Origin of the sequence: Consotaella salsifontis (genome assembly GCF_900167365.1) — a bacterium.
Taxonomy (GTDB): domain Bacteria; phylum Pseudomonadota; class Alphaproteobacteria; order Rhizobiales; family Rhizobiaceae; genus Consotaella; species Consotaella salsifontis.
Map to the genome: position 1 here is coordinate 54,995 of NZ_FUXL01000008.1, position 25,054 is coordinate 80,048.

Genomic DNA, 25,054 nt, shown 5'->3' on the forward strand with positions numbered 1-25,054 from the left:
CTCCTTCAAGCGACGATCAGCACGACGAGCCACAGCAGGATGGTGATCGCGACCGATGCGATGATCGTGCCGATCGCCCACCGCATCGACGCTTCCTTGGAAAGCCCGATGCCCAGATCCCAGATGAGATGGCGCACGCCACCGACAGCATGGTGGATAAGGCCCCAGGAAAACCCGAGCATCACGATGTAGCCGAGGAAGGAGCCGAAGAACCACGAGGCCCAGCCGAAAGCATTCGGGCCCGATGCCGCCGCCACCAACCACCAGGTGAGGAAGACCATGCCGAAATAGAGGGCGAGGCCGGTCGCTCGGTGGAAGCCCGACATCAGCATGGTCATGCGCAGCCGGTAGATCATGATATGCGGCGACAGAGGCCGCGGCTTCTGAATTTGGGACATGCAAACCTTCCCGTCGCTATGCGGCCTAAAACGATTTGGGCTGCCATATACGGCCCATTCGCTTTAGCCGACCTCCGTTACTGCGCAAGGCGCGCCTTCCGCAAGTACGCCAAATGTTCCATTTTGTCCCACCACTCCTCTCAGCGGCGAGACACCCCCATCAATTCGGCTCGCGATCGACGAAGCGAATCACATAGGTTGTCCAGTCTGCCGGCTCAGCCACCCGCGCGTAAAGGTTGCGCGCAATTCCGGGATGGCGCGGCGAACGCAGAACGAGGCGCGACCATCCGCGACGATCGGCCTGCTCCGCCAGAAGATCGATCATCGCCTTGGCGATGCCCATGCGCCGGTTCTTGTGCTCGACGAAGATGTGCTCCGCCAATCCCGACCGCATTCCGGTCCAAGGGTCTGGAAGATCGTAGAACATCAGAAAGGCGACGAGGCGTCCATCGAGGCGCGCGCCAAGGATTTCGGCTGCGGGGTCCTGGAGCAGCGCTTCGGCGTAATAGCTGTCGGGCGCGGGCGGCGCACCGCGGAAAATATCCTGATTGTATGCCGAAAGAAGAGGCGCAAGCTCTCGTGCGTCGTCCAAACGCAACAAGGCGATCTCGATATCGGGCGCAACTCGTTCCATGGAACACGCCTTTCTCGCGGATTCCGCTCCGCGTCAAGCCATGCCTTCGCCGCAGGGCTGTCGCGAGACGCATCGTTTGCGCGCAAGCAGGAGCGCGCGGCATCGAAATAGAAATCTGCGAGAATTTTATCCGTCCGGCAGTCAAATCCTATCGGCTTCAACGATTGCGACTTGCCATCATTGCGCGCGGGCGATTATTTGCTTGGCGAATCGATTGGCAGTCTGCTCGATCGGTTATCCTATGACCGAATCGGGTTGCCTCCCGCCTTGGGAGAAAGCGATGAGCCAAGCCGAAATTCTTGCCTGGACACTGCCCGCGGCGTTCGTGGGAATATCGCTGATCTTCTTCCTCGTGCATCTCCAGGTGCGCGGCGCCTTCTGGTGGGGTATTGCCTATATCGTCGCCGCTGCGGGCTTTGCCGTGCTGATCACCGATCTTCCGTCGGTGGACGACGCCAAGTCCGTCACCGAGGACGTGCTGCTGCTGAGCGCGCTGGTGGCAATGGCACGGGGGATTTCGCAGCGATTCGACAGGCCGTCACACGACGGCCTTCTGCTCGCCTTGGTCGCGGTCACGGGCGTCGGGCTGGCAGTCGCGTTGTTCAAGTATCATAGCGATCCGGCGCAATACGTGATCGGCCAGCTTTGTGCGGGGATCATTCTTCTGTTCTGCGCCTGGCAGATGCGCGGCGGGCTGCGGAAGACGATCAACAAGGCGCTCTTCGTCGTCATTCTGCTTCTGGCCATGAGCATGATCCTGCAGCAGGGCTACTATCTCATGTCGCCCTTCGACACGCTGCTGGACCCGAACTGGCGCAAGACGCAGTGGATGTTCTTCTTCCAGTTCGGCTCGGGGCTCTTCGGCCTTGCCTTTGCCTTTCTCGCCCTCATCGCAATCTGCCTCGACGCGATCGAGAGCTTCCGCACGTCTGCCCGCACCGACCCGTTGAGCGGCCTTCTAAACCGGCGCGGCTTTGAAGAAAGGATCGATCAGCTTCCAGCTCTGAGCGCTACGGTTGCCTCGGTCGCCATCGTCGACATCGACCACTTCAAGAAGATCAACGACACTTTTGGCCATAACGCCGGCGACATGGTCATCGTGGCACTGGGCACACTGCTGAGCGAGCTCGTCGGGCAAGGCGGGTCCGTCGCGCGGATCGGCGGCGAGGAGTTCGCGCTACACTTCAAGGACTTGGACGCGCAGAGTGCCGCAGAGGCAGCCCAGACCATTCGCCGCGCCTTCGCGGCGATCGAATGGCCGCGGCCCCTCACAGCCCAACGCCTGACGGTCAGCGCGGGCGTGGCCGAGATCGCAAGCGGCGGAACCCTGGCGGATGCGCTCGGCCGCGCCGATGCCTGTCTCTATCAGGCAAAGCGCGGCGGGCGCGACCGCGTGGTGGCGGAGCGGCGCGCAGATCGCGAAAATTCCGAACGCTCGTCACTGCGATCCGACGGGGCATCGGCCAGCGGCGACCATTCCGCCACGGACGGGCGACCGAGCCTTTTCAATCCGTTCCCAATCCTGGGGCGTCTTCTCGGAAAATCGCTGAGCGTCACGCCCCGGCGTCGTTCCGGTGACCTGACGTCCGGCCAAGCGCTCTGATGGGTCTCGGACGAGCGCCGCATGATCGCGGCGGCTATAAGGCCGGCAGGGAAAAGCCCCGCCGGCCGAGGTGCGCCATCTCAGAGAGGCAGCAAAAAGCACGGATGCGGTGAGCTGTGCCGCGTTCTCAAGCCCTCAACGCCACTCCCTGACGTCGACAAAGCGCCCCGCGATAGCGGCCGCCGCCGCCATGGCGGGAGAGACGAGATGGGTGCGGCCCTTGTAGCCCTGCCGCCCCTCGAAATTGCGGTTGGAGGTGGAGGCGCAGCGCTCGTGCGGCGCGAGCCGGTCCTCGTTCATGCCGAGGCACATCGAACAGCCGGGCTCACGCCAGTCAAAGCCGGCATCCTTGAACACCTTGTCGAGGCCCTCTGCCTCGGCCTGCGCCTTCACGAGGCCCGATCCGGGCACCACCATGGCCGAGACGCGCTCGGCGATCTTCTGGCCACCGATCATCGCTGCGGCGGCGCGAAGATCCTCAATGCGCCCGTTGGTGCAGGAGCCGATGAAGACGCGATCGACCGGAATGTCGGTCATCCTCGTTCCCGGCTTCAGCCCCATGTAGTCGAGGGCGCGCCATTTCGACGCCCGCTTGACCTCGTCCGCGATATCGTCCGGATTCGGCACGACTCCGTTGACGGACACGACATCCTCCGGGCTGGAGCCCCAGGAGACGATCGGCGGCAGGTTGGCGCCGTCGAGGCGCACGATCTTGTCGTAATGGGCACCCTCGTCGCTCTTCAGCGTTCGCCAATAGGCCAGCGCCTTCTCCAAAGCGGCGCCCTGGGGGGCGCGCGGCCGCCCCTGGATATAGGCGAATGTCGTCTCGTCCGGCGCCACCAGGCCGGCGCGCGCGCCGCCCTCGATGGTCATGTTGCAGACGGTCATGCGCCCTTCCATCGACAGCGAACGGATCGCCTCGCCGGCGAACTCGATAACATGGCCGGTGCCGCCCGCCGTGCCGATCTCGCCGATGATGGCGAGAATGACATCCTTGGCGGTGATGCCATCGGGCAGCGCGCCATTGACCTCCACCAGCATGTTCTTCGCCTTGGCCTGGATCAGCGTCTGGGTCGCGAGCACATGCTCGACCTCGGACGTGCCGATGCCATGGGCGAGCGCGCCGAAAGCGCCGTGGGTCGAGGTGTGGCTGTCGCCGCAGACGATGGTCATGCCCGGCAGCGTAAAGCCTTGTTCGGGACCGACGATGTGGACGATCCCCTGCCGCCGGTCCGCCTCGTTATAGTATTCGATGCCGAAATCGGCGGCGTTCTTCGCCAGCGTCTCGACCTGGATGCGGCTTTCGTCGTTCTTGATGCCGAACACGCGAGAGGGATCGGTCGGCACGTTGTGGTCGACCACCGCCAGCGTGCGTTCCGGCTGGCGCACCTTGCGGCCGGCGAGCCGCAGTCCCTCGAACGCCTGCGGGCTCGTCACCTCATGGACGAGGTGGCGGTCGATATAGATGATGGAGAGGCCGTTTTCCTCGCTGGAGACGACATGGTCGTCCCAGATCTTGTCATAGAGGGTGCGGGGCTTTGCCTGTTTCATGGGAGGCTGTCCTTCCAACGCCGGCTCCTCGAGCCGGTCCTTCAGCAGTCGTCAAACCAGATGGATGGATACGGGCCGCAGCGCGGCCGCTATCCGGTCAGGCGCTGCCGGAGGCAATGAAGCGGTAGAAGAAGCGGCCCGGCAGACGCGCATGGTCCGACAGCGGGGCAAAGCCCTCGCTGGTCGGCAAGCGTCGGCGCGCCTTGTTTTTTCGGACAGCCGTCATGAGCGACAAAATAGCAATGGATCGCCGTCGCGGCAACGGCGGCGGGAGACCCGCCGCCGTTGCTTCCGTAAAAGGCCGAAGTTCGGCGCTTATCCCGCCTGACGCGTCTTTTCGAAGCGCTTTCTCTCGTGGGTGTCGAGATAGATCTTCCTGAGGCGCATGGACTTCGGCGTCACCTCGACGAGCTCGTCGTCCTCGACCCAGGCGAGCGCACGCTCCAGCGTCATGCGGATGGGCGGGGTCAATCGCACCGCTTCGTCTTTGCCGGCGGCGCGGACGTTGGTGAGCTTCTTGCCCTTGAGGACGTTGACCTCGAGATCGTTGTCGCGGGTGTGGATGCCGATGATCATGCCGGCATAAACCTTGACGCCCGGATCGATCAGCATCGGGCCGCGGTCCTCCAGGTTGAACATGGCGTAGGCCACCGACTCGCCCGCCTCGTTGGCGATGAGAACGCCGTTGGTGCGCCCCATCAGATCACCTTTGTAGGGCTGGTAATCGTGGAAAAGACGGTTCATCACCGCCGTGCCGCGCGTATCGGTCAAGAGCTCGGACTGATAGCCGATGAGGCCCCGCGTCGGAGCATAGAAGACGAGACGCTGGCGCCCGCCGCCCGAGGGACGCAGCTCGACCATCTCGGCCTTGCGCTCGCTCATCTTCTGGACCACGACGCCGGAATGCTCCTCGTCGACGTCGATCACCACCTCTTCGATCGGCTCCAGCCGCTCGCCGTTCTCGCCTTCACGGAAGACGACGCGCGGACGCGACACGGCGACCTCGTAGCCTTCGCGCCGCATCGTCTCGATGAGGACGGCAAGCTGCAGTTCGCCGCGGCCTGAAACGTAGAAGGAGTCCTTTTCCTCGGTTTCCTCGACCTTGAGAGCGACGTTGCCCTCCGCCTCCTTGAGAAGGCGGTCGCGAATGACGCGAGACGTCACCTTGTCGCCTTCCGTACCGGCCAGCGGCGAATCGTTGACGCGGAAGGTCATGGTGACGGTCGGCGGGTCGATCGGCTGGGCGTGCAGGGGCTCAGTCACCTGCGGGTCGCAGAACGTGTCTGCCACCGTTCCCTTGGCAAGCCCGGCGATCGCGACGATGTCGCCCGCCTCTGCATAGTCGATGGGCTGGCGCTCCAGGCCCCGGAACGCGAGAATTTTCGAGATACGGCCGTTCTCGATGAGGTCGCCGTCACGCGAGAGAACCTTGACCGACTGGTTGGAGCGCAGCTTGCCCGACTGGATTCGGCCGGTGATGATGCGGCCGAGAAAGGGATTGGCCTCGAGGATCGTGCCGATCATGCGAAACGGCTCGTCGACGGAGCCGGTACGAGGCTCCGGCACGTGGGAAAGGATGAGGTCGAAGAGCGGCTGAAGCCCACGGCTTTCGTCCATCCCGCTCGGCTCCTCGGCCATCCAGCCAGCGCGGCCCGAGCCGTAGACCACGGGAAAGTCGAGCTGCTCCTCGGTGGCGTCGAGCGAGACGAAAAGGTCGAAGATCTCGTTCAGGACCTCCTGGTGGCGCTCGTCGGGCCGATCGATCTTGTTGATCGCGACAATGGGCCTCAAGCCCACCTTCAGCGCCTTGCCGAGCACGAACTTGGTCTGCGGCATCGGACCTTCGGAGGCATCGACCAGGATGATGGCCCCGTCCACCATGTTCAGAATGCGCTCCACCTCGCCGCCGAAATCGGCGTGACCGGGCGTATCCACAATGTTGATGCGCGTGTCGTTCCACACCACCGAGGTCGCCTTGGCGAGAATGGTGATGCCGCGCTCGCGTTCGAGCTCGTTGGAGTCCAGCGCGCGCTCGGCGACGCGCTGATTATCGCGCACCGCGCCGGACTGCGCGAGGAGCTTGTCCACCAGCGTGGTCTTGCCATGATCGACATGCGCGATGATCGCGACGTTGCGAAGGTTCATAAATCACCGAAAAAAGGTTAGCGCGCTCAACAGGAGCGTACGGGGAGCCGAAAGCCATGCGGCTCGCAAATCGAGACCGACATACCGGTTCTTCAGCGCCGGCGAAAGCCCCGACGATGCATGGCAGCCTCCGCGCGATGTGAAGTTTTTGCATCCACATTCCCACCCCGTGAATAAGTATGGAGCCGTGAAATAGAGGCAACCTTCATATTCTCGCCGGGACGGGCCGCGACACACAAGCGTGTGAATACGTATTCTCACGTACTTTTATTCATCGCGCTTCAAGAATTATAGCATGATATTCAGAGGACCACGCCCGTTCACGAGCCACGTGGCCGACCGAAATCGGGCTGAACCTTGAGGACCGACAGTGCGTTGACCTTTAGATTGCGCCGCGCAGCCCGGCGGCGCCAAGTACTCGAAAGCCATTCCAGGAGGAAAATCATGAGCGATCATCTACCCAACAACAATTCCTTCGGCTTCCTCCTGACCGACGTCTCCCGCCTGTTCCGGCAGACCTTCGAGAAGGCCATCATGGAGGCCGGCATTGACCTGACGCCGGGCGAGGTGCGCGCCCTCGCCCATGTGGCGCGCGCCCCTGGCTCGCGACAGGCGACGATAGCCGAGCGCATGGGCGTCGAGCCCATGACGCTCTCGGCCTACCTCGATCGCCTGGAATCGCGGCGCCTGATCAACCGCGAGACCGATCCGAGCGATCGCCGCGCCAAGATCGTGACGCTGACGGACGAGTCCGAGGAGGTTTTCAAGCGCGTCCAACCGGTCGCCGAGGCGATCTACCGCCAAACGGTCGATGGCATTGATCCGGCCGTTCAGGACGCCGTGGGCGCGGCACTGGCCCGGATGCGGGGCAATCTGGCGAGCAGCGATCCCCTGCTGCGCCAGCCCTGGTCGTCACGGGCCGAGCACGTCCGGAGCGATTCGCGCCCGGCCTCGGCCGACTAGAACGGTCCAGGCTCCGTCTGGCGCGGTGTCCGCTTGGCGAGCGCGCCAGTTTGAGCCAACATCATGAACTCGCCGAGATTTTCCGGCGTCACATAACCGACGAGCCGATTGTCGCCATCGACGACGCCGATGGCCGGCTTCCCCGCCTCCTGCATGAGGCGCGTCGCCTGCGACAGTGCGATGTGGCCGCGCACCAGAGGGATTTCGGTGTCCATGGCCTCAATCGCCGGCGTATCGCGTCCACTTCGGGCAAGCGCCCTCATCATGCCTTTGCGCGTGAGAATGCCGCGCAACTGGCCTGCTCCGTCGACGATGGGAAACTCGTGCTGCGTCGTGCGCAGCAGAGCATCGGCTGCCGTCGTCAGGGTCGCGTTCGTCGCCAAAGTCTCGAACTCGGTGATCATCACGTCGCGTACGCAGACGGAGCGCGAGGCGTCTTCCATGCCGACCTGATAGCTCTCCCCGGCGGCGGCCATGTAAACGAACACGGCGATGAAGACGAGAAGGACATTGCCGCTCATCAGCCCGAGAAAACCGAGCGCGAAGGCCAAGGCCTGGCCGGCGCGGGCGGCATACCGCGTTGCGTCGGCGCGCGGATATTTCAGCGCGAGCAGCGCCCTCAGCACCCGGCCGCCGTCCATGGGAAAGGCCGGGATGAGGTTGAATACCACCAGGAAAATGTTGAGCGAGGCGAGGCGCACGAGGAAGCCGGCGCCGGAATTTTCCAGCGATGCCAGCGTCTGCGCATCGAAACCCACGCCCGCGATCAGCATCAGCACGCCGGCGATGACCACGTTGACCGCCGGGCCGGCCAGGGCGACGATGATCTCCTGAACCGGCCGCTCAGGCATCTTTTCCAGCCGCGCCATGCCGCCGATGGGCAGAAGGGTGATGTCCGGCGTCGCGATGCCGTAGCGCCGCGCGGCCAGCGCGTGGCCGAGCTCATGGGCGACGACGCAGGCAAAGATCGCAAGGACGAAGCCGACGCTGTCGACGGCCGCCACCGCGCCGCCCGCCCCATAGGCCGCGACGCCCACCCACACCAGCAGGATGAGAAAGGTGATGTGGATGCGAATCTCCGAGCCGAAGAGACGGCCGATGGAGAGAGACCAGGGCATCGAGAGCGCTCCTTATCCTGCGATCAAACCCGGCAGATTTCAGCCGGGCAGGGAGCCGAAGATATCCGCGGCGATCTCGAACGATCTCAGCCGCGCCGCGTGATCGTGGATCTGGCCGGTGACGATCACCTCGTCGGGCCGCGTCCTCTCGATAAGCGCTATCACTTGGCTTCGGACGGTATCGGGAGAGCCCGCCGCCGAGCAGGCGAGCGCGTGGGAAACCTGGGCGATCTCGGCGGGGTCCAGCACATCCTCAATCCGCTCGACCGGGCGCGGCAAGAGTCCCGGCCGGCCGCGCCGCAGATAAGCGAAAGCCTGCTGCATCGAGGTCTGGAGATAGCGGCCCTCCTCGTCGCTCGCGGCGGCGAAGATGTTCATCGCCAGCATGAAGTGCGGCTTTTCCAGAAAGATCGAGGGCCGGAACGTCTCGCGATAGATCGCCAGCGCCTCGTCGAGGGCGGCGGGGGCGAAATGGGAGGCGAAGGCGTAGGGCAGGCCGAGATGGGCCGCGAGTTGGGCGCCGTAGAGGCTCGATCCCAAAATCCAGATGGGAACGCGCGTGCCGGCGCCGGGAATGGCCCGGATGCGCTGGTCGGCGGTCGGTTCCTCGAAATAGGTGAGCAGCTCGACGACGTCGTCGGGAAAGCGGTCGGGAGCGTCGAGATTTCGTCGCAGCGCCCTGGCTGTGGCCATGTCGGTTCCCGGCGCACGGCCGAGGCCGAGATCGATGCGGTCGGGATAAAGGGTCGCCAGCGTACCGAACGCCTCGGCCACGGTCAGCGGCGAGTGGTTGGGCAGCATGATGCCCCCCGCCCCGACCCGCATCGTCTTGGTCGCGGCGGCGACCGCGCCGATGACGACGGCGGTCGCGGCGCTGGCGATGCCGGGCATGTTGTGGTGTTCGGCCAGCCAATAGCGCCGATAGCCCCAATCCTCCGCATGGCGGGCGAGATCGAGCGTGTTGCGGAGCGCCGTCGCCGTATCCGAGCCATCCGGAACCGGCGCCAGGTCGAGAAGAGAAAAGGGGATCATGGGGGTCATCCGTCGACTGGTCACCCGTCTCATATGGTTCGGCGCGAAGCGGCGGCAAAGCCCCCCGTCCCCGCAGCCGCCATGATCCGCTTCATCCGGCGGCAAACGTTGAGCCATCCATCGTTGTCGTCACGCAGACGTGTTGAAGACGCGCGCCGCTCCCTTAGGTGCAAGGGCATTCCTTCTGTGACGCGAGATCATGATATGTCAGTGGATCTTCACGGCCGGCCACGCGGCGCCGGTTACGTCAGCGTCGTCATCCTGGCGCTCATTCTTCTTGTCTTCGGCCTGCCCATACTGGGCGGCGGCCTCTACCTCATCGTGCTGGGCGGCTCCTGGTACTACGCCCCGGCCGGTCTTGGCCTCGTGCTCACGGCCGTGTTCCTGATCCGACGATCCATGACCGCCGTCTGGATCTACCTCGTCACCTATGCCGGCACGGTCATCTGGGCGTTCTGGGAGGTCGGCACCGATTGGTGGGCACAGGTGCCGCGCCTCGTGGCGCCATCGGTCGTGCTCATTCTCGTTCTTCTCACGATCCCACTGCTTCGCCGCTGGGCGATCCTTCGCGAAATCTATGCTTGAGGCCGCCGCCATGGAAACCAATCCTCTCTCGGCTCCTCGCGAGCATTCCCGGGTGCGTGTGACGGCTCGTCTCTTGGCTGCCGGCCTTTTCGCCGCGCTGCCGTTCCAGAGCGCCATGGCGCAAAACGCTGCGGCACCGGGCACAGTGGCCCCCGCACCCGCACCGGCGGAGCAGCCAGAATCGCAACCCGCCGCTCCCGCGCAGCAGCCGACAACGCCCGCGCCCACCGATCAGCCAGCCCCTGCGGCACAATCGGCGGAGCCCTCGGCGCAGCAGGCGGCGCCCGCCGACCCGGCGCCCACCGATCAGCCGGCCAACGACGCTCCGACCGCCCAACCCGCTGCCGAGCCGCCAGCAGGCGCCCAGCCCTCGCCGACGCAACCGAGCTCGGAGCCCAACGCCGAGGCGCCGGAGCCGATGCCGGCCAACCCGTCGCCCGAATCGGGCTCCTCGCAGCAGACACCGCAAAACGCGGGCGAAGCCGGCGCCGCCTCCGCGCCGCAACAAGCTCCCGCGCCGAATGCCGCGTCGATGGCTCGCCCGGCGGCGCCGCAGATGGAAGTCGGCGCCGACTGGCCCTTCTGGGGCGGCGGCCCGCAGGCCCGGCGCTATTCACCCCTCAGCCAGATCACCCCGGAGAACGTCAAGAACCTCGAGAAGGCATGGACCTATCGCTCCGGCGATATGCCGACGGAGAAGACCGAAGGCAAATATTCCCCCGAGAACACGCCACTCAAGGTGGGCAACGTCCTCTATCTCTGCTCGCCGATGAACATCATGATCGCGATCGATGCGGCCAGCGGCAAGGAAGTCTGGCGCTACGACCCCAAGGTTTCGCCGGATGCGATTCCTTACGGCGCCTCTTGCCGGGGCGTTTCCTACTATCAGGTGCCGGATGCGGCTGAGACACAGGCTTGCGCCGCGCGCGTCATCGAAGGCACGATCGACGCTCGCCTGATCGCCGTCGACGCCAAGACCGGCAAGCCTTGCGAGGATTTTGGCGAGGGCGGTCAGGTCGATCTGTGGGAAGGCATTGGCGAGAAAGTGCCGGGCTGGTACTCGGTGACGGCTTCTCCCGCGATCGTGCGCGGCATCGTGGTGACGGGCGCGCAGGTCAAGGACGGACAGGCCGAGAACGCGCCTTCGGGCGTCGTTCGCGGCTATGACGCGGTCACGGGCAAGCTCGCGTGGGCCTGGGATCTCGCCAATCCCGAGCTTACCGGGATGCCCCCGGAGGGCCAGACCTATACGCGCGGCACCCCCAACATGTGGACGACGGCCACGGGCGACGAAGAGCTGGGCTATGTCTATCTGCCACTCGGCAACTCCTCGGTGGACTATTGGGGCGGCAACCGCTCGGAGGCCGAGAACGAGTGGTCGACCTCGCTGGTGGCGATCGACGTCACCACGGGCAAGCCGGTTTGGCGCTTCCAGACGGTGCGCTACGATCTTTGGGACTACGATCTCGGCTCGCAGGTGAGCCTCATCGACTTCCCCAAGGACGGCGGAACGGTGCCGGCGGTGATGCTGCCCTCCAAGCAGGGCGACATCTACATCCTCGATCGTCGCACCGGCGAATCGCTGGTGCCGATGAAGGAGATCAAGGTGCCCGGCGGTGGCGTCGAACCGGAGAACCTGTCGCCGACCCAGCCTGCCTCGGGCTACCACACGTTGCGCAAGCGCGATCTGGTGGAATCCGACATGTGGGGCGTGACGCCGCTGGACCAGCTCGTCTGCCGCATCCAGTTCCGCCTGGCCTCCTATGACGGCATCTTCACGCCGCCGACGTCCGATCGCCACTGGATCGAGTATCCCGGCTACAACGGCGGCTCCGACTGGGGCAGCATGGCCGTAGATCCCGAGAAGGGCATCATCATCGCGAACTACAACGATGTCCCGAACTACAACCGCCTGCTCACCCGCGACGAGGCCGAGAAGCGGAACCTCAAGCCCATCAACGAGGAGGAATCGGGCGGCAAGGCCGGATCGAACGCCGAGGGCGCGGGCGACGCCCAGGCCGGCGCGCCTTACGCCATCGACGTCAACGCCGGCTGGCGCGCGCCCTTCACTGGCATCCCGTGCAAGAAGCCGCCGCTCGGCGGCATCCAGGCGATCGATCTGGCGACCGGCAAGACGCTGTGGGATCGCCCACTCGGAGAGGCGCGGCGGAACGGCCCCTTCGGCATTCCCTCCTATCTGCCGCTGTCCATCGGCACTCCCAACAATGGCGGGCCGGTGGTGACGGCGGGGGGCATCGTCTTCATCGCCGCGGCGACGGACGATCTCATCCGCGCCATCGATGTGAAGACCGGCGAGACGCTGTGGACCGATACGCTGCCGGCAGGCGGCCAGGCGACGCCGATCGTCTACGAGGCGGACGGGCGGGAATATCTGGTGATCATGGCGGGCGGCCATCACTTCATGGAGACGCCGGTGGGCGACTACTACATCGCCTACGCCCTGCCCGAGCAATAACCAGAAAAGTTCGCGCCGGGCGGAGACGTCCGGCGCGAGCCATAAGAAAATACCGGACGTATCGGTCAGGAGGCCCTGACGAGAACCTGGACGAGGACGGCCCCGGCATAGATGACCAGAAGCGCCGTGCTCTCCAGACCGATCGCGGCAAACCCGCGCCGCTCGCGCAGGATCAAGCCCGCCAGCAGCACCACCGTCATGACGATGGCGATGACGACCCAGAAATAGTCGTCCATCGCCACGGCGTGATAAAGCGAGCCGTCGCGATAGGACACATCCGCCGCCGGCAGGAACAGGGTGTCGAAGGTATTGCCGCCGATGATGCCGCCAATGGCCAGTTGCAGCGCGCCGCGCCGCACGGCCGATATCGTCGTGACGAGTTCGGGCAGCGAGGTCACGGTGGCGGTGGCCAGCGCGCCGACCAGAGATTCCGAAAGATCCAGCCTTTGCGTGATCTGTGACGCAGTCTGGGCGATGCTCCAGCCGCAAACCCCCATCACCACCATGAGGCCGACAAAGGAAAGCAGGAGCCGTCCCGTGCTGCGCCTTCCGCCGGACCTTTCGTCCTCAGGCTGATCCTGCCGCGTGTCGGGCGTCACGACCGGCCGCCACATCGGCCTGTCATGGATCGCGCGGCTCGCGAAGAGCGACCCCACATAAACGAGAGGAATGACGAAAGACACCGGATGCATCGCCCAGATCGAGACGTTGGGCAGGGTGAGCGCGACGAGGGGAAGCGAAAGCAGTCCGACGAGAACGACCGCCTGGAAGATGTTGATCAGCTCGGCGCCGGCATGCTCCAGGTTCGACCGGCGATAGACGAGATCGGCGACCGCGAGAAAGGCCGTCTGGGCCGCGATGCCGCCGATGCTGTTGGAGAAGGCGAGCGAGGCGTGGCCGTCGAGAGCGGCCGTGATCGACACGACCGTCCCTCCGAGTGAGGTCGACGCACCCAGCAGCACCGCGCCAGAAATCGCCTCGCCAAGCCCGGTTCGGTCGGCGAGCGTATCGGCCAGATGCGTCAGACGGGTGCCGCTGACCAGAACGACGGCGGCGGCCAGGGCGAAGCTTGCGAACAGCCAGGCCAGGGACAACTGCTCGAACATCGCCGCAAGTCCTTTTGGCCCGTGCCCCCTGGATGGCAGCGAAAGGAAACTCCTTGCCGCCGGCATCGTCACCCCTCCCTGATAACGAAGAAAGCCCGCCGGTGCGACCCGGCGGGCTCGTCTCTGTTCAGGAAATGCCGAGGCGGCTTACTTGCCGTCGCGCTTGGCCAGCGTCCTGAGGCGCAGGGCGTTCAGCCGGATAAAGCCCGCCGCATCCTTCTGATCATAGGCGCCGTGATCGTCCTCGAAGGTGACGAGCTGGTCGGAATAGAGCGACTTCGCGCTCTCGCGGCCGATGACGATGACGTTGCCCTTGTAGAGCTTCAGCCGAACGGTGCCCTCGACATGCTCCTGGCTCTTGTCGATCGCCGCCTGGAGCATCAGGCGCTCGGGCGCGAACCAGAAGCCGTTGTAGATGAGCTCGGAATAGCGCGGCATCAGCTCGTCCTTGAGGTGAGCCATGCCGCGATCGAGGGTGATGGATTCAATCGCCCGATGCGCCTGGAGCAGGACCGTGCCGCCCGGCGTCTCGTAGATGCCGCGCGACTTCATGCCGACGAAGCGGTTCTCCACGAGGTCGAGACGGCCGATGCCGTTGTCGCGGCCAAGATCGTTAAGCGCGGCCAGCAGTTCATGCGGGCGCAACGACTTGCCATCCAGCGAAACCGGATCGCCCTTCTCAAAGCCGATCTCGATCACGGTCGCCTTGTCCGGCGCCTCCTCGGGGCTCACCGTGCGCTGGAAGACGTAGTGCGGCGGCTCCTCCGCCGGATTTTCCAGCACCTTGCCCTCGGAAGAGGAGTGCAGAAGATTGGCGTCGACCGAGAACGGAGCCTCGCCGCGCTTGTCCTTGGTGACGAGAATCTGGTTCTTCTCGGCGAAGTCGATGAGGTCGGTGCGCGACTTGAAGTCCCATTCGCGCCAGGGCGCGATGACCTTGATGTCGGGATCGAGGGCATAGGCCGACAGCTCGAAGCGAACCTGATCGTTGCCCTTGCCGGTTGCGCCATGGGCGATGGCGTCCGCCCCGGTCTCGTGGGCGATCTCGACCAGCCGCTTGGAGATCAGCGGCCGGGCGATGGACGTGCCGAGCAGATAGAGCCCTTCATATTGGGCGTTGGCGCGGAACATCGGGAAGACGAAGTCGCGGCAGAATTCCTCGCGCAGGTCCTCGATGTAAATTTCCTTGATGCCGAGGGACTCGGCCTTGCGGCGCGCGGGCTCCAGCTCTTCGCCCTGCCCGAGATCGGCGGTGAAGGTCACGACCTCCGCCCCGTACTCGTTTTGCAGCCACTTCAGGATGATCGAGGTATCGAGCCCGCCCGAATAGGCGAGGACGACTTTCTTCACGTCGCGCTTTGCTGCCATCGCTTCCGTCTTTCGGAGAATTTCGTTCGTCCATGGGCTCTACACCAGGAGAAGCGGCCATGGGAAGCGGCTCCGCCCCTCTCCGCTGCACAACTGATGAGCAATCGACGAGCGCCGTGGAACCGCGAAGGAGCGAGATCGCTTTCTTGAACGCTTCAGGCACCAAGGCCGATGGGGGGCGAGATGAGCCAGAATGCCGACGGGCCGGACCGACGAACGGAGCTTGCCGCGGACCGCACAGTCTTCGCGGCCGAGCGCACCTATGCGGCGTGGGTGAGGACGGGACTGGCCGCCATGGCCAGCGGCATCGGCGCCAAGACCCTTCTCAAGGGCGTGGTTCCCGAGTGGATGATCGTCCTGACAGGCTCGGTTCTCGTCCTCTTCAGCGCCTTCTGCTTCGGCGCCGCCGTCTTCCGCCAGCTCTATCCGGGAGCGCCGCCGCCCTCGCCCGACACCAAGCCCATTCCGCGCTGGCTGCTCCTCTCGGTCAACGGCTTCCTCATCGTCGTGGCGCTGGCCGCTCTCCTCGGCGTCTGGTTCGGCAGAACCGGCGGCAACTGAGATTTCCATAAATCGGGTGGAAAAGTCCGCCCGCCCACCATAATGCTGAGCACGTTATCCTGGTGGACCTCAGCCATGACCTTTCTGCCCGATCTTGCGACCCTCGCCGCCTTCACGCTCGCCGGCTTCGTGCTGACCATCACGCCGGGGCCGGACATGGCGCTATTTATCGGGCGCACCTTAGCGGAAGGGCGATCAGCCGGGTTCGCCGCCATGCTCGGCGCGGCCAGCGGTGTCGTCGTCCACACGACGTTGGCGGCGTTCGGCCTTTCGGCGCTCCTCGCCGCCTCCCCCAACGCCTTTTTCGCGCTGAAGCTCGCCGGCGGGCTCTACCTGCTCTGGCTGGCCTTCCAGGCGGTACGCCATCGCTCGGCGCTGAAGTTCGACACTCAATCGGGCGCGGGCCGGCGCTCGCTTCGCCGGCACTGGCTGACCGGGCTCGGGATCAATCTCCTCAACCCGAAGATCATCCTGTTCTTCGTGACCTTCCTGCCGCAATTCGTCTCGGCGGGGGATGCGCACGCGGCGGGCAAGCTGTTCTTTCTCGGGCTTTATTTCATCGCGCTCGCCGTGCCGCTCTCAAGCCTGATGATCCTCGGCGCGGAGCGGCTCGCGGCCTCACTGAAGCGTAGGCCGAGGATCATGCGCGGCCTCGACTGGCTGTTCGCCTCGGTGTTCTCGGCCTTCGCCGTCAACATCCTCTTGGCGCGGACCTGATACGAAGGGGGCGCGTTAGCCCCTTCCTTATGGCTCCAGCCCTGCGGCTTTTCGCAGCGCCGCGTTGATGCGGTCCTGCCAGCCGGGTCCATCGGCCTGAAAGTGCTCGAGAACGTCCTGGTCGAGGCGAAGCGATACCGTCTCCTTGGCCTTCGGGACGGCAGGGCGCTCGGCGACGCGTTCATGCTTGGTCGTCACCGCCTTGAAAGCGGCTTCGGCGGCGGAGCGGGCATCGGTGGGGCGGCGAACCATGGATCAATCTTTCCCGATCGGTTTCATCGCGTCTGCCAGACGATATCGAGCGTTTCGCGGAACGCGAAACGGACGAGATGGTCGGCCACGACCTTCTCCACGCGAGCGAGCGTCTCCTCGTCGCCCGCGGAGACTTCCATCAGAAGCTCGCCCTCGCGCGCGGCGAGTTCCGCCTTGGTGCCGTCCTGAAAGACGATCGACCCCTTCGTTTCGTCGAAGGCCACATCGAGCTTGTGGCTCCAGTGCTTGCAAAGCTGCTGGAGATAGCGGCTGGCATGATCGGTTTTGACCTCGGAATACCCTGTCGGCATGGATTTCGCTCCTTTATCCCTGCGAAGAGGGCTCGCCCGCCTGCGGCTCCGTGCCCTCGTCTCGGCTCGGCGGGACGCGCCGCCAGGATCCGGCGCCGCGTCCCGCGATCACCCAATAGACAAGCGCAAACGCGACCCCCGAGACGATCACCGCAGTGATGACGTTCCGGTCCGGCATGGCGCCGGCATAGGCGAGCCTCGTTAGAAGATAGGCGCCGAGCGCGCCCGCGGCTGCGTGAAGCAGCAGCGAGGAAAGGCCAAGAAGCTCCGTCAGCACCATGAAGGCCGCCCAGGGAACGAAGGTCGCCGAGCCCACCATGACCACCTGCGCAACGAACGTCGCGCCCGCCTGGAGCCAGAAAAACAGGTCGGCATCGCTCGCCGCCTGGCTGTTGAAGAACGGCCAGAGCAGCGCGAAGGCCGCCGCAAGGCATGCGGCGATGTAGCCGAAGGGAACGACGAAGAGAAAGCGCAGAACCGTCGTCATTTAGCGGGCGTGCTCATGCCCCCAGTCTGCCGGCATGGCGATCCCTTCCAGCGCGACGCGCTCCGTCTTCCGCAGCCTCTCCGACTCCGACTTGAGCTGCCCGCAAGCGGCGAAGATGTCGCGGCCGCGGGGCGTGCGGATCGGCGAGGCGTAGCCCGCCTGGTTCACATAGTCGGCGAAGCGCTCGATCTGATCCCAGTCCGAGCATTCATAAGGACTACCCGGCCACGGATTGAACGGGATGAGGTTGATCTTGGCGGGAATGCCCTTGAGCAGGCGCACCAGTTCCTTGGCGTCGGCCATGGAGTCGTTGACCCCCTTCAGCATTACATATTCGAAGGTAATGCGGCGGGCATTGGAGAGCCCCGGATAGGCCCGGCACGCGGCGAGCAGCTCCTCCAGCGGATATTTCCGGTTGATGGGCACCAGCTTGTCGCGCAGCTCGTCCGTCACAGCATGAAGCGAGATGGCCAGCATCACGCCCATCTCCTCGCCGGCGCGGGGGATCATCGGCACGACGCCGGAGGTCGACAGCGTGATGCGGCGCTTGGAGAGCGAAAGCCCTTCTCCATCCGAAACGACGGAAAGAGCCTGCTTGACGTTGTCGTAGTTGTAGAGCGGCTCGCCCATCCCCATCATCACGACATTGGAGATCAGCCGCCCTTCGCTGGGGACGATGGCGCCCGCCGGCGTCGCCGCATCGGGAAAATCGCCGAGCCGATCGCGCGCGGTCAGCACCTGGCCGACAATCTCGTCGGGGAAAAGGTTGCGAACCAGCTTCTGCGTGCCCGTGTGGCAGAAGGTGCAGGTCAGCGTGCAGCCGACCTGGCTGGAGACGCAGAGTGTGCCCCTGCCCTCCTCGGGAATGTAGACGGTTTCAATCTCCACCGGCCGACCGGCGCCGCGCGAGGCAAAGCGAAACAGCCATTTGCGCGTACCGTCGGTCGAAATCTTCTCCTCGACGATCTCGGGTCGCGCGATGGAATAGGCCTCGTCCAGGCGTTGTCGCAGATCCTTGGCGACGTTCGCCATGGCGGAGAAATCGGAGACGCCGCGCACGTAGAGCCAGTGCCAAAGCTGGGTGACGCGCATCCTCAACTGCTTTTGAGGAACGCCCACATCCTCGAGCGCCTTGGCCAGCCCTTCGCGATCGAGGCCGATCAGCGACGGCTTGTCGCCAGCGCGTTCGGCGGGCGCCGGTGGGGCCACGCGCGGACGGGAGTCGGGCGAGGCAAGGTCGAGGGAAAGGGCCATGGTGTCCTTGTCCGGGCTAGAGCACGATGCCGAAAAGCCGCATGACTTTCCGAATAGCATCATGCGAAACCAGAATGTTAGGGTCGGACTTCGAGTCCGAATAGTCTCAATTCGTTCCAAGCGTCCGTGTCGGATGCATCGGGCCTGATGGGCGCGTATAGCGCCGCTCGCCCTGAGATGATCGCTTTTGACGTCAAAGACAAGGCGACGGATCATAAAGTCGATCGGGCAAAATGCAAAACGCCGGGCCAAGGCCCGGCGTTTGATCAGCCAGCAGGCGCGGACGCGCTACTTGCAGTTCTTGATGGAATCGATGGCGGCTGTCACGCCCGACAGCGAATAGGTGTAGTGGGTGGCGGTGCCGCGCTGCGAGGTGGCGTCCACCTGCATTCCGCGGCCGGCCTTGAGCGCGGCGACGAGTTGAGGCTCCTCGGCGGCATTCTCCATCCAGGCGGATTCGCCCTTGGTGAACATGGAGAACTTCTTGCCGTCGACATCGACCACGACCTTGCTGCCCTCCTTCAGGGGGTAGCCCATCACGGCCTGCGGCTCATAGGAAATGCCCTGCCCCGGCTTCTGCGAAATCAGGAAGAAGATGTCGCCGTGGTCGACATTGGCAGGCTCCATCTTGGTCGGCGTCGACAAAACGTAGCAGATCTTGTCGTTGCCGCTCTGGTAGGAATAACTGCCCCAATAGTTGAACTGGCTCATCCGGGTCGGTGTTTGAGCCCCGGCCGCCACGCTCGAAAGGGCGAGAATCGCCGCCGTTGCCGTCAGGACCTTTTTGAAAGTCATGGCTCCCCGCTTTTCCTGATCTCGGTCATTTCGCTGATGCTGCCCGAACCTCGGCCGGACGGTTCGCGAATTTACCGTAACTTATCTTTATCCATCATTAACAGAACCCGAATCCGTCTGCGAAAATCGTGGATGCCACCCCCGCGACCGGGGAATGACCGCGTGAGCGGCAAGCGGCAAAAGGATGAGGGAACCGGATGAAGGCGCGTTCGAAGAGCCGTGCTTCACCGAAACAATCTGGCGAGAATTGGGCATCCCGCCTCAATTGCACGACCGTGACCGCTCCGTGAGAGGCCGAAAGCGCAAGATGACGATGGATGGGGAAGGTTGCGAACCGGGCCTTGCGCCCCGTCACTCAAGACCGTTCAGGCTGTTCGGCGCAGATCGCCCAGCGTCTCGCGGGCCTGCTCGTAGTGTTCGGGCTTGATGTTCTGGCGCACCGCCGAGAACGCAGCCCAGAGCACGGCAAGATCGTCGGAGAATCCGAGGCCCAGCAGGAAATCGGGGATGAGATCCATCGGGATGACGAAATAAGCCAGCGCCGCCAGAAGGATACCGCGAGTCGAGGCCGGCGTCTGACGGTCGATGGCGCAGTAATAGGCCGCGACCACGTCCTCGATGAAGGGGATGTATCGCAGCGCGCGGCGCACCGTTTCGAAGAAGGAGGCACGAACCCGGCTTTCCTGCCGCTCCTGCTCCTCCGGATTTCCCGGAACCAGAATTTCGCCGATCCGTGCCTTATCCATTGCCAACTCGCATAATATTGATCGCCAAGGCGAAAAATGGTTGCGCAGCGGCAGCTCGGCAAGGGCACGGACGCAATCCTCTCCGGCAGGAGGAGCCCCTGCCTTTCACGCGCCGCCGCCGGCAAAGCCCTCGGCGCGCGTCCAGTCCTCCCTCTCGTCGTCGCTACCCCACGGGCCGGAACGCGAACGCGACGTCAGCGGAAATGCCTCCTCGAGCACATAAGGGCCGCCTCCCACCGAATCCTTGGAGGAAAAGAGCCCGAAGCGCGTCACCTCGAAGGGTGCCGTTCGAAAGTTCCCCCGGCTGGCGAGATAGCGCGCCACGTCCTCCGGCTTCGGCTGCTTGAGGCGTGCGATCGTCACGTGCGGCGTGAACTTTCGCTGGTCGAGCGGAATGCCGAGGCGGCGCAGCGTGCGCTCGATGTCGCCCTGAAGGTCCTCCAGCGCCGACGATGGTTCCACGCCGGCATAGAGCGAATGCGGCTTCTTGTTGCCGAAGACGTCCACGCCCTTCAGCGCCAGGGTGAAGGAGGGACGCTCGATCCGGTCCAGCGCGGCGACCACCTCGTCGGCGAGCCGCGCCTCGATATCGCCGATGAAGGCGAGCGTCAGGTGGTAGTCCTCCGGCTCGATCCAGCGGGCCGAGAAAAGCCCTCCGCGCAAAAAGGAGAGCGAGAGCGCGGCCTCGCGGGGAATCCCGAGAGCGGTGAACAATCGAGGCATGGGAAAACTCCTTCCGCTCAGATGGTCCGCTTCCGCGAAGACTTTCACCTCAACTCGCGCGAATCAAGGATAGGGCGACCCTCGCTGCGCCGGAGAAAGGCGAAAGATTCCGGAAATCAACAGGTTTCTCTTGGCGATCAACTTGTTGCGCACGATGTGCCGCAGGCGGCGGAAAAGCTCATGGCTGTCGCGCCGTCTCGCCCGACAGCGCCGCCTTCACGGCCGGCAGCATGCGTTTCACGATGATCTTCACCCCTTGCGGATTGGGGTGCATGCCATCCGCCTGGTTGAGGGTCCGGTCGGCGGCGACACCGTCGAGAAAGAAGGGATAGAGCGGCACGCCGTGCTTTTCGGCAAGCTTGGGATAAATCGCATTGAAGCGGGCGGCGTAATCCTGCCCCATGTTGGGCGGCGCCATCATCCCGGCGAGCAGAACCTTGAGGTGGCGCTCGCCGAGGCGTGTCAGAATGGCGTCGAGGTTCTTTTCGGCGATCGCTGGATCGACGCCGCGCAGCGCGTCGTTGGCGCCGAGTTCGACAATGACGAGATCGACGTCCTCCGGCACCGACCAGTCGAGGCGAGCGAGCCCGCCTGTCGTCGTATCGCCCGACACGCCGGCATTGATCACCTTCGCGTCAACGCCGTCGGCCGTAAGCGCCGCCTGAAGCTGCTCGGGAAACGACTCGCCGGGGCCTACTCCGTAGCCAGCGGACAAACTGTCGCCGAACGCCACGATCGTCTGCGGCGCGGCGCGCGCATCGAGAGGAACAAGCACGACCGCCATCAAGGCGAGAAGTCCGGAAAAAGCGAATTGGAACGGCGGCATCGCGAACCCATATAGCGGACGGCCTTTCACCGAAGGCCTCGTTTCCCTCGATATAGGAAGGCGCGGCCTTGGCGGCACCGGTGATCGTTCTTGAAGATGTCCACCTCACCCTCGGATCCGCGCGAAACGCCGTCCATGTGCTGAAGGGCGTCGATCTTTCCGTCCGGGCGGGGGAATCCGTCGGCATCGTCGGCCCCTCCGGCTCGGGCAAATCGACGCTCCTGATGGTGCTCGCCGGTCTGGAGCGCGCCGACTCTGGCCTCGTTCAGATCGCCGGCCAGGCGCTGGAAGGGCTCAGCGAGGATCGCCTCGCCGCCTTTCGCGGGCAGAATGTCGGCATCGTCTTCCAGTCGTTCCACCTCATTCCCAACATGACGGCGCTGGAGAATGTCGCCGTGCCGTTGGAGCTCGCCGGCGCGGCGAATGCCTTCCACCGCGCCGAGGCAGAGCTTGCCAGCGTCGGTCTCAAGGAGCGCGTCCACCACTATCCGGGCGAGTTGTCGGGCGGCGAGCAGCAGCGCGTGGCCATCGCGCGCGCCCTTGCGCCGGAGCCCGCGATCCTCATCGCCGACGAGCCGACAGGCAATCTCGATCAGGAAACCGGCCGCCAGATCGCCGATCTGCTCTTTGCCGAGCAGCGGCGACGCCAGATGACCCTCGTCCTCGTCACCCACGACAAGACGCTGGCCGACCGCTGCGACCGGGAGGTGGCGGTGCGCGCCGGACGGATCGTTCCCGAGGCACCCACGTCCCACGCTCGCCCCGCGGTGGAGCCGGCGCTTTGAGCGCGTTCGCCGGACAGAACCGGCCCGCGGCGCTCCAGCAGTTTCGCCTTGCAACGCGCTTCGCCTTCCGCGAGATGCGCGGTGGTCTTCGCGGCTTTGTGATCTTCCTGGCCTGCATCGCGCTCGGCGTCGGTGCCATCGGCGCCGTCAACTCCGTCTCCACCATGATGAACCAGGGGATCGAGCGCGAAGGGCGCGCGATCCTGGGCGGCGATCTGCGCTTCGCCCTGGAGCAGCGACAGGCGAGCGCCGAGGAACTTGCGTTCCTGAAATCCCTCGGCGCGGTTTCCGAGACGATCGAGATGCGCTCGATGGCGCGCCTGCCCGACGGCAGCGATCAGTCGCTGTCCGAGGTGAAGGCGGTGGACGACGCCTATCCGCTTTACGGATCGATGGAGACGAAGCCGGCAGGGCCTCTGACCGACCTGCTGGCGGAGCGAAACGGTCGCTTCGGGGCCGTCGCGGCAGAGGAGCTGTTCTCACGGCTGGGACTATCGCCCGGAGCGACGATCCGCATAGGAGACGCGGAATTCGAGCTGCGGGGCGTCATCACCCATGAGCCCGATCTCCTGTCGGGAGGGCTCGCCTTCGCGCCGCGCCTCGTGGTGTCGCAAGAGGCGCTGGCGAGCACCGGTCTCGTCCAGCCCGGTAGCCTCGTCCAGTACGCCTATAAGGTTCGCCTCGCCCCGGGCACTGATGCCGCGCGGGCCACCGCCGATGCCAAGAGCCGCTTCCCCGAAGCCGGCTGGAGCATCCGCAGCTTCGAGAATGCCGCCCCCTCCCTTCAGCGCAACATCGAGCGCTTTTCGCAGTTCCTGACGCTGGTGGGGCTGACGGCGCTCATCGTCGGCGGCGTCGGCATCGCCAACGCCGTCAACGCCTACCTCGACTCCAAGCGCCTGGTGATCGCGACGTTGAAGAGTCTGGGCGCCAGCGGACGCTTCATCGTCACCCTCTATCTGATCCAGATTCTGTCGCTGGCCGCGCTCGGCATCGCCATCGGTCTCGTTCTTGCCGCCATCGCCCCCTTCGCCACCGCGCGCTTTCTCGAAAGCGTGATCCCCGTGGGGGCCGAGGCCAGCATCTATCCCGGCGCGCTGGCGCTAGCGGCCGTCTTCGGGCTGCTGACGGCCCTCGTCTTCGCCCTTCTGCCGCTCGGCCGAACGCGAGACGTGCCGGCGACTGCGCTCTTTCGCGACGCCTCGGCGGGCATGGCGCGGATGCGCTGGGTGTATCTTGCGACGAGCGTCGGCCTTGCCCTGATTGTCGCGGCGCTCGCGCTGCTCATCGCCGACGACCGGCGTGTCGCCGCGATCTTCCTCATCGCCATCGCCGCCGCCTTCGTTATCCTGCGCGTGGTCGCCCTGGGCATCCAGTGGGCGGCGCGGCGGGCGCCGCGCGTCTCCTCGACGCCTTTGCGCCTCGCAATTGGCAATATTCATCGTCCCGGCGCGCTGACGTCCTCCGTCGTTCTGTCGCTCGGCCTCGGCCTGACGCTGCTCGTTACCATCGCCATCATCGACTACGACCTGCGCCAGGAGATCGGCACCAGCATCGCCGAGCGCGCGCCGAATTTCTTCTTCGTCGACATCCAGGCGGCGGAGATCGACGCCTTCAAGGCAAAGATTGGCGAACTCGCGCCGGAGGGGCGGCTTGCCGCCGTGCCGATGCTGCGCGGGCGCATCACCAAGCTGAATGGCGAGGACGTGTCGACGATGAAGGTGCCGCCCGAGGGCGCCTGGGTGCTGCGGGGCGACAGGGGCATCACCTATTCCGCCACTCTGCCGGAAAATGCGACGGTGACGGAGGGAGAGTGGTGGTCAAAGGACCATGCCGGCGGCCCTCTCGTCTCCTTCTCGGCGGAAGAGGGCCACGCTCTTGGCCTGAAGCTCGGTGACACCGTCACCGTCAACGTTCTCGGGCGCGACGTGACCGCCAAGATCGCCAATTTCCGCGCCGTCGAATGGCAGAGCCTGTCCATCAACTTCGTCATGGTGTTTTCCCCGGACGCTTTCGCCGGCGCGCCCCACGCCTGGCTTGCCACGCTTTCCATGCCGAACGCCTCGGCCGAGGAGGAAAAGACGCTGCTCAACGCCGTGACCAACGCCTTTCCGGCGGTGACGACCGTGCGGGTGAAGGATGCGCTCGACGCCATCAACCAACTGATCGCCCAACTGGCTCTGGCGATCCGGGCCGCGGCCGCCGTTGCGCTCGTCGCTTCGGTTCTGGTGCTGTCGGGCGCGCTGGCGGCTGGCAATCGTGGACGCATTCACGACGCGGTGGTGCTGAAGACGCTTGGCGCAACACGAAGGACGCTGATCCGCGCCTACAGCACGGAATACCTTATCCTCGGCGCGGCGACGGCGCTCTTCGCCATTGCTGCCGGCGCCCTCGCCGCCTGGTTCGTCGTCTCGCGCATCATGGCGCTGCCCTACCGCTTCGACGCCTCGGTGGCGACGGTCACGCTCGTCGCCGCGCTGGTGCTCACGGTTGGCTTCGGCCTGCTCGGCACGTGGCGGATTTTGGGCCAGCGGGCGGCCCCGTTCCTGCGCGAGCTGTGAGGTGCGGTGCGGCAAATAACGGAAATTTAACCTCGCGGCCTTGGTTTTCAGGCCTTT

Annotated in this window: 24 protein-coding genes; 8 read left to right on the forward strand and 16 right to left on the reverse strand. The window is 65.0% G+C overall.

Going from position 1 to position 25,054, the window contains the following annotated elements:
* Positions 1-5 precede the first annotated feature (5 nt).
* Entirely contained in the window at positions 6-398 is a 393-nt protein-coding gene (gene sdhC, locus B5D38_RS12665) for a succinate dehydrogenase, cytochrome b556 subunit (protein WP_078708803.1), read from the reverse strand.
* Between the two features lie 160 nt (positions 399-558).
* Positions 559-1,032 (reverse strand): GNAT family N-acetyltransferase, encoded by a 474-nt coding sequence (locus tag B5D38_RS12670; protein ID WP_078708804.1) that lies wholly within the window; start codon positions 1,030-1,032, stop codon positions 559-561.
* Positions 1,033-1,312: 280 nt separating this feature from the next.
* Here B5D38_RS12670 and B5D38_RS12675 point away from each other — a divergent pair, with 280 nt between their 5' ends.
* A complete protein-coding gene (locus B5D38_RS12675; RefSeq protein ID WP_165690852.1) occupies positions 1,313-2,635 on the forward strand; it encodes a GGDEF domain-containing protein in 1,323 nt (440 codons plus the stop codon).
* A 135-nt stretch (positions 2,636-2,770) separates the two neighbouring features.
* On the opposite strand, the gene leuC is transcribed toward B5D38_RS12675, so the two are convergent.
* Both leuC and typA read right to left on the reverse strand, forming a co-directional pair.
* A complete protein-coding gene (gene leuC, locus B5D38_RS12680; protein WP_078708806.1) occupies positions 2,771-4,186 on the reverse strand; it encodes a 3-isopropylmalate dehydratase large subunit in 1,416 nt (471 codons plus the stop codon).
* A gap of 315 nt (positions 4,187-4,501) precedes the next feature.
* Complete coding sequence (gene typA / locus B5D38_RS12685) at positions 4,502-6,331, reverse strand: translational GTPase TypA (protein ID WP_078708807.1); 1,830 nt, start codon at positions 6,329-6,331, stop codon at positions 4,502-4,504.
* Positions 6,332-6,775: 444 nt separating this feature from the next.
* On the opposite strand from typA, the gene B5D38_RS12690 reads away from it, so the two are divergent.
* A complete protein-coding gene (locus B5D38_RS12690) occupies positions 6,776-7,294 on the forward strand; it encodes a MarR family winged helix-turn-helix transcriptional regulator (RefSeq protein ID WP_078708808.1) in 519 nt (172 codons plus the stop codon).
* Here B5D38_RS12690 and B5D38_RS12695 read toward each other — a convergent pair.
* Complete coding sequence (locus B5D38_RS12695) at positions 7,291-8,412, reverse strand: site-2 protease family protein (RefSeq protein ID WP_078708809.1); 1,122 nt, start codon at positions 8,410-8,412, stop codon at positions 7,291-7,293. The two genes, B5D38_RS12690 and B5D38_RS12695, sit on opposite strands and share 4 nt — an antisense overlap.
* Positions 8,413-8,451: 39 nt before the next feature.
* Positions 8,452-9,444: an LLM class flavin-dependent oxidoreductase gene (locus tag B5D38_RS12700; protein ID WP_078708810.1), complete on the reverse strand. Its 993-nt coding sequence runs from the start codon at positions 9,442-9,444 to the stop codon at positions 8,452-8,454.
* A gap of 204 nt (positions 9,445-9,648) precedes the next feature.
* On the opposite strand from B5D38_RS12700, the gene B5D38_RS12705 reads away from it, so the two are divergent.
* Positions 9,649-10,029, forward strand: coding sequence for a glucose dehydrogenase (locus tag B5D38_RS12705; protein WP_078708811.1), 381 nt, complete (start codon positions 9,649-9,651; stop codon positions 10,027-10,029).
* A gap of 10 nt (positions 10,030-10,039) precedes the next feature.
* On the forward strand, positions 10,040-12,505 hold the full coding sequence (locus B5D38_RS12710; protein ID WP_245319183.1) for a pyrroloquinoline quinone-dependent dehydrogenase: 2,466 nt from the start codon (positions 10,040-10,042) through the stop codon (positions 12,503-12,505).
* A gap of 65 nt (positions 12,506-12,570) precedes the next feature.
* Here B5D38_RS12710 and B5D38_RS12715 read toward each other — a convergent pair whose 3' ends face one another.
* The gene (locus tag B5D38_RS12715) at positions 12,571-13,611 is read right to left on the reverse strand and encodes a sodium:calcium antiporter (protein ID WP_078708812.1); all 1,041 of its coding nucleotides are present in this window, start codon (positions 13,609-13,611) and stop codon (positions 12,571-12,573) included.
* A 147-nt stretch (positions 13,612-13,758) separates the two neighbouring features.
* Positions 13,759-14,979, reverse strand: coding sequence for an argininosuccinate synthase (locus tag B5D38_RS12720; RefSeq protein WP_078708813.1), 1,221 nt, complete (start codon positions 14,977-14,979; stop codon positions 13,759-13,761).
* A gap of 183 nt (positions 14,980-15,162) precedes the next feature.
* On the opposite strand from B5D38_RS12720, the gene B5D38_RS12725 reads away from it, so the two are divergent.
* Positions 15,163-15,540, forward strand: a complete 378-nt coding sequence (locus B5D38_RS12725; protein WP_245319185.1) for a YidH family protein — start codon at positions 15,163-15,165, stop codon at positions 15,538-15,540.
* A gap of 75 nt (positions 15,541-15,615) precedes the next feature.
* Positions 15,616-16,257 (forward strand): LysE family translocator, encoded by a 642-nt coding sequence (locus tag B5D38_RS12730; RefSeq protein WP_078708815.1) that lies wholly within the window; start codon positions 15,616-15,618, stop codon positions 16,255-16,257.
* A gap of 27 nt (positions 16,258-16,284) precedes the next feature.
* On the opposite strand, the gene B5D38_RS12735 is transcribed toward B5D38_RS12730, so the two are convergent.
* The 8 genes from B5D38_RS12735 to B5D38_RS12770 all read right to left on the reverse strand — a co-directional run bounded on the left by B5D38_RS12735 (position 16,285) and on the right by B5D38_RS12770 (position 21,609).
* Entirely contained in the window at positions 16,285-16,509 is a 225-nt protein-coding gene (locus B5D38_RS12735; protein ID WP_078708816.1) for a BrnA antitoxin family protein, read from the reverse strand.
* A 23-nt stretch (positions 16,510-16,532) separates the two neighbouring features.
* Positions 16,533-16,820 (reverse strand): DUF2218 domain-containing protein, encoded by a 288-nt coding sequence (locus B5D38_RS12740; protein ID WP_078708817.1) that lies wholly within the window; start codon positions 16,818-16,820, stop codon positions 16,533-16,535.
* Positions 16,821-16,833: 13 nt separating this feature from the next.
* On the reverse strand, positions 16,834-17,307 hold the full coding sequence (locus B5D38_RS12745) for a hypothetical protein (protein ID WP_078708818.1): 474 nt from the start codon (positions 17,305-17,307) through the stop codon (positions 16,834-16,836).
* On the reverse strand, positions 17,308-18,561 hold the full coding sequence (rlmN, locus tag B5D38_RS12750) for a dual-specificity RNA methyltransferase RlmN (protein ID WP_078708819.1): 1,254 nt from the start codon (positions 18,559-18,561) through the stop codon (positions 17,308-17,310).
* 288 nt (positions 18,562-18,849) lie between these two features.
* A complete protein-coding gene (locus tag B5D38_RS12755; protein WP_078708820.1) occupies positions 18,850-19,356 on the reverse strand; it encodes an invasion associated locus B family protein in 507 nt (168 codons plus the stop codon).
* A 365-nt stretch (positions 19,357-19,721) separates the two neighbouring features.
* A complete protein-coding gene (locus tag B5D38_RS12760; RefSeq protein ID WP_078708821.1) occupies positions 19,722-20,102 on the reverse strand; it encodes a YkvA family protein in 381 nt (126 codons plus the stop codon).
* 105 nt (positions 20,103-20,207) lie between these two features.
* Entirely contained in the window at positions 20,208-20,825 is a 618-nt protein-coding gene (gene thpR / locus B5D38_RS12765; RefSeq protein WP_078708822.1) for an RNA 2',3'-cyclic phosphodiesterase, read from the reverse strand.
* Between the two features lie 178 nt (positions 20,826-21,003).
* Positions 21,004-21,609, reverse strand: a complete 606-nt coding sequence (locus B5D38_RS12770; RefSeq protein WP_245319186.1) for an arylesterase — start codon at positions 21,607-21,609, stop codon at positions 21,004-21,006.
* A gap of 110 nt (positions 21,610-21,719) precedes the next feature.
* Between B5D38_RS12770 and B5D38_RS12775 the strand changes: the two genes are divergently transcribed.
* Together B5D38_RS12775 and B5D38_RS12780 are read left to right on the forward strand one after the other, a co-directional pair.
* On the forward strand, positions 21,720-22,436 hold the full coding sequence (locus B5D38_RS12775) for an ABC transporter ATP-binding protein (RefSeq protein ID WP_078708824.1): 717 nt from the start codon (positions 21,720-21,722) through the stop codon (positions 22,434-22,436).
* A 74-nt stretch (positions 22,437-22,510) separates the two neighbouring features.
* On the forward strand, positions 22,511-24,997 hold the full coding sequence (locus B5D38_RS12780) for an ABC transporter permease (RefSeq protein ID WP_078708934.1): 2,487 nt from the start codon (positions 22,511-22,513) through the stop codon (positions 24,995-24,997).
* Positions 24,998-25,054: the final 57 nt, after the last annotated feature.

What these genes read in the sequence shown, in the direction of transcription:
- B5D38_RS12715 (WP_078708812.1), bottom strand. Translation starts at nt 13,611, where the DNA reads ATGTTCGAGCAGTTGTCCCTGGCCTGGCTGTTCGCAAGCTTCGCCCTG.
- B5D38_RS12725 (WP_245319185.1), top strand. Translation starts at nt 15,163, where the DNA reads ATGAGCCAGAATGCCGACGGGCCGGACCGACGAACGGAGCTTGCCGCG.
- B5D38_RS12695 (WP_078708809.1), bottom strand. Translation starts at nt 8,412, where the DNA reads ATGCCCTGGTCTCTCTCCATCGGCCGTCTCTTCGGCTCGGAGATTCGC.
- leuC (WP_078708806.1), bottom strand. Translation starts at nt 4,186, where the DNA reads ATGAAACAGGCAAAGCCCCGCACCCTCTATGACAAGATCTGGGACGAC.
- rlmN (WP_078708819.1), bottom strand. Translation starts at nt 18,561, where the DNA reads ATGGCCCTTTCCCTCGACCTTGCCTCGCCCGACTCCCGTCCGCGCGTG.
- B5D38_RS12700 (WP_078708810.1), bottom strand. Translation starts at nt 9,444, where the DNA reads ATGATCCCCTTTTCTCTTCTCGACCTGGCGCCGGTTCCGGATGGCTCG.
- B5D38_RS12755 (WP_078708820.1), bottom strand. Translation starts at nt 19,356, where the DNA reads ATGACTTTCAAAAAGGTCCTGACGGCAACGGCGGCGATTCTCGCCCTT.
- B5D38_RS12735 (WP_078708816.1), bottom strand. Translation starts at nt 16,509, where the DNA reads ATGGTTCGCCGCCCCACCGATGCCCGCTCCGCCGCCGAAGCCGCTTTC.
- B5D38_RS12740 (WP_078708817.1), bottom strand. Translation starts at nt 16,820, where the DNA reads ATGCCGACAGGGTATTCCGAGGTCAAAACCGATCATGCCAGCCGCTAT.
- thpR (WP_078708822.1), bottom strand. Translation starts at nt 20,825, where the DNA reads ATGCCTCGATTGTTCACCGCTCTCGGGATTCCCCGCGAGGCCGCGCTC.
- B5D38_RS12760 (WP_078708821.1), bottom strand. Translation starts at nt 20,102, where the DNA reads ATGGATAAGGCACGGATCGGCGAAATTCTGGTTCCGGGAAATCCGGAG.
- B5D38_RS12675 (WP_165690852.1), top strand. Translation starts at nt 1,313, where the DNA reads ATGAGCCAAGCCGAAATTCTTGCCTGGACACTGCCCGCGGCGTTCGTG.
- B5D38_RS12770 (WP_245319186.1), bottom strand. Translation starts at nt 21,609, where the DNA reads ATGGCGGTCGTGCTTGTTCCTCTCGATGCGCGCGCCGCGCCGCAGACG.
- B5D38_RS12705 (WP_078708811.1), top strand. Translation starts at nt 9,649, where the DNA reads ATGTCAGTGGATCTTCACGGCCGGCCACGCGGCGCCGGTTACGTCAGC.
- B5D38_RS12690 (WP_078708808.1), top strand. Translation starts at nt 6,776, where the DNA reads ATGAGCGATCATCTACCCAACAACAATTCCTTCGGCTTCCTCCTGACC.
- typA (WP_078708807.1), bottom strand. Translation starts at nt 6,331, where the DNA reads ATGAACCTTCGCAACGTCGCGATCATCGCGCATGTCGATCATGGCAAG.
- B5D38_RS12670 (WP_078708804.1), bottom strand. Translation starts at nt 1,032, where the DNA reads ATGGAACGAGTTGCGCCCGATATCGAGATCGCCTTGTTGCGTTTGGAC.
- B5D38_RS12710 (WP_245319183.1), top strand. Translation starts at nt 10,040, where the DNA reads ATGGAAACCAATCCTCTCTCGGCTCCTCGCGAGCATTCCCGGGTGCGT.
- sdhC (WP_078708803.1), bottom strand. Translation starts at nt 398, where the DNA reads ATGTCCCAAATTCAGAAGCCGCGGCCTCTGTCGCCGCATATCATGATC.
- B5D38_RS12745 (WP_078708818.1), bottom strand. Translation starts at nt 17,307, where the DNA reads ATGACGACGGTTCTGCGCTTTCTCTTCGTCGTTCCCTTCGGCTACATC.
- B5D38_RS12730 (WP_078708815.1), top strand. Translation starts at nt 15,616, where the DNA reads ATGACCTTTCTGCCCGATCTTGCGACCCTCGCCGCCTTCACGCTCGCC.
- B5D38_RS12720 (WP_078708813.1), bottom strand. Translation starts at nt 14,979, where the DNA reads ATGGCAGCAAAGCGCGACGTGAAGAAAGTCGTCCTCGCCTATTCGGGC.
- B5D38_RS12780 (WP_078708934.1), top strand. Translation starts at nt 22,511, where the DNA reads ATGCGCGGTGGTCTTCGCGGCTTTGTGATCTTCCTGGCCTGCATCGCG.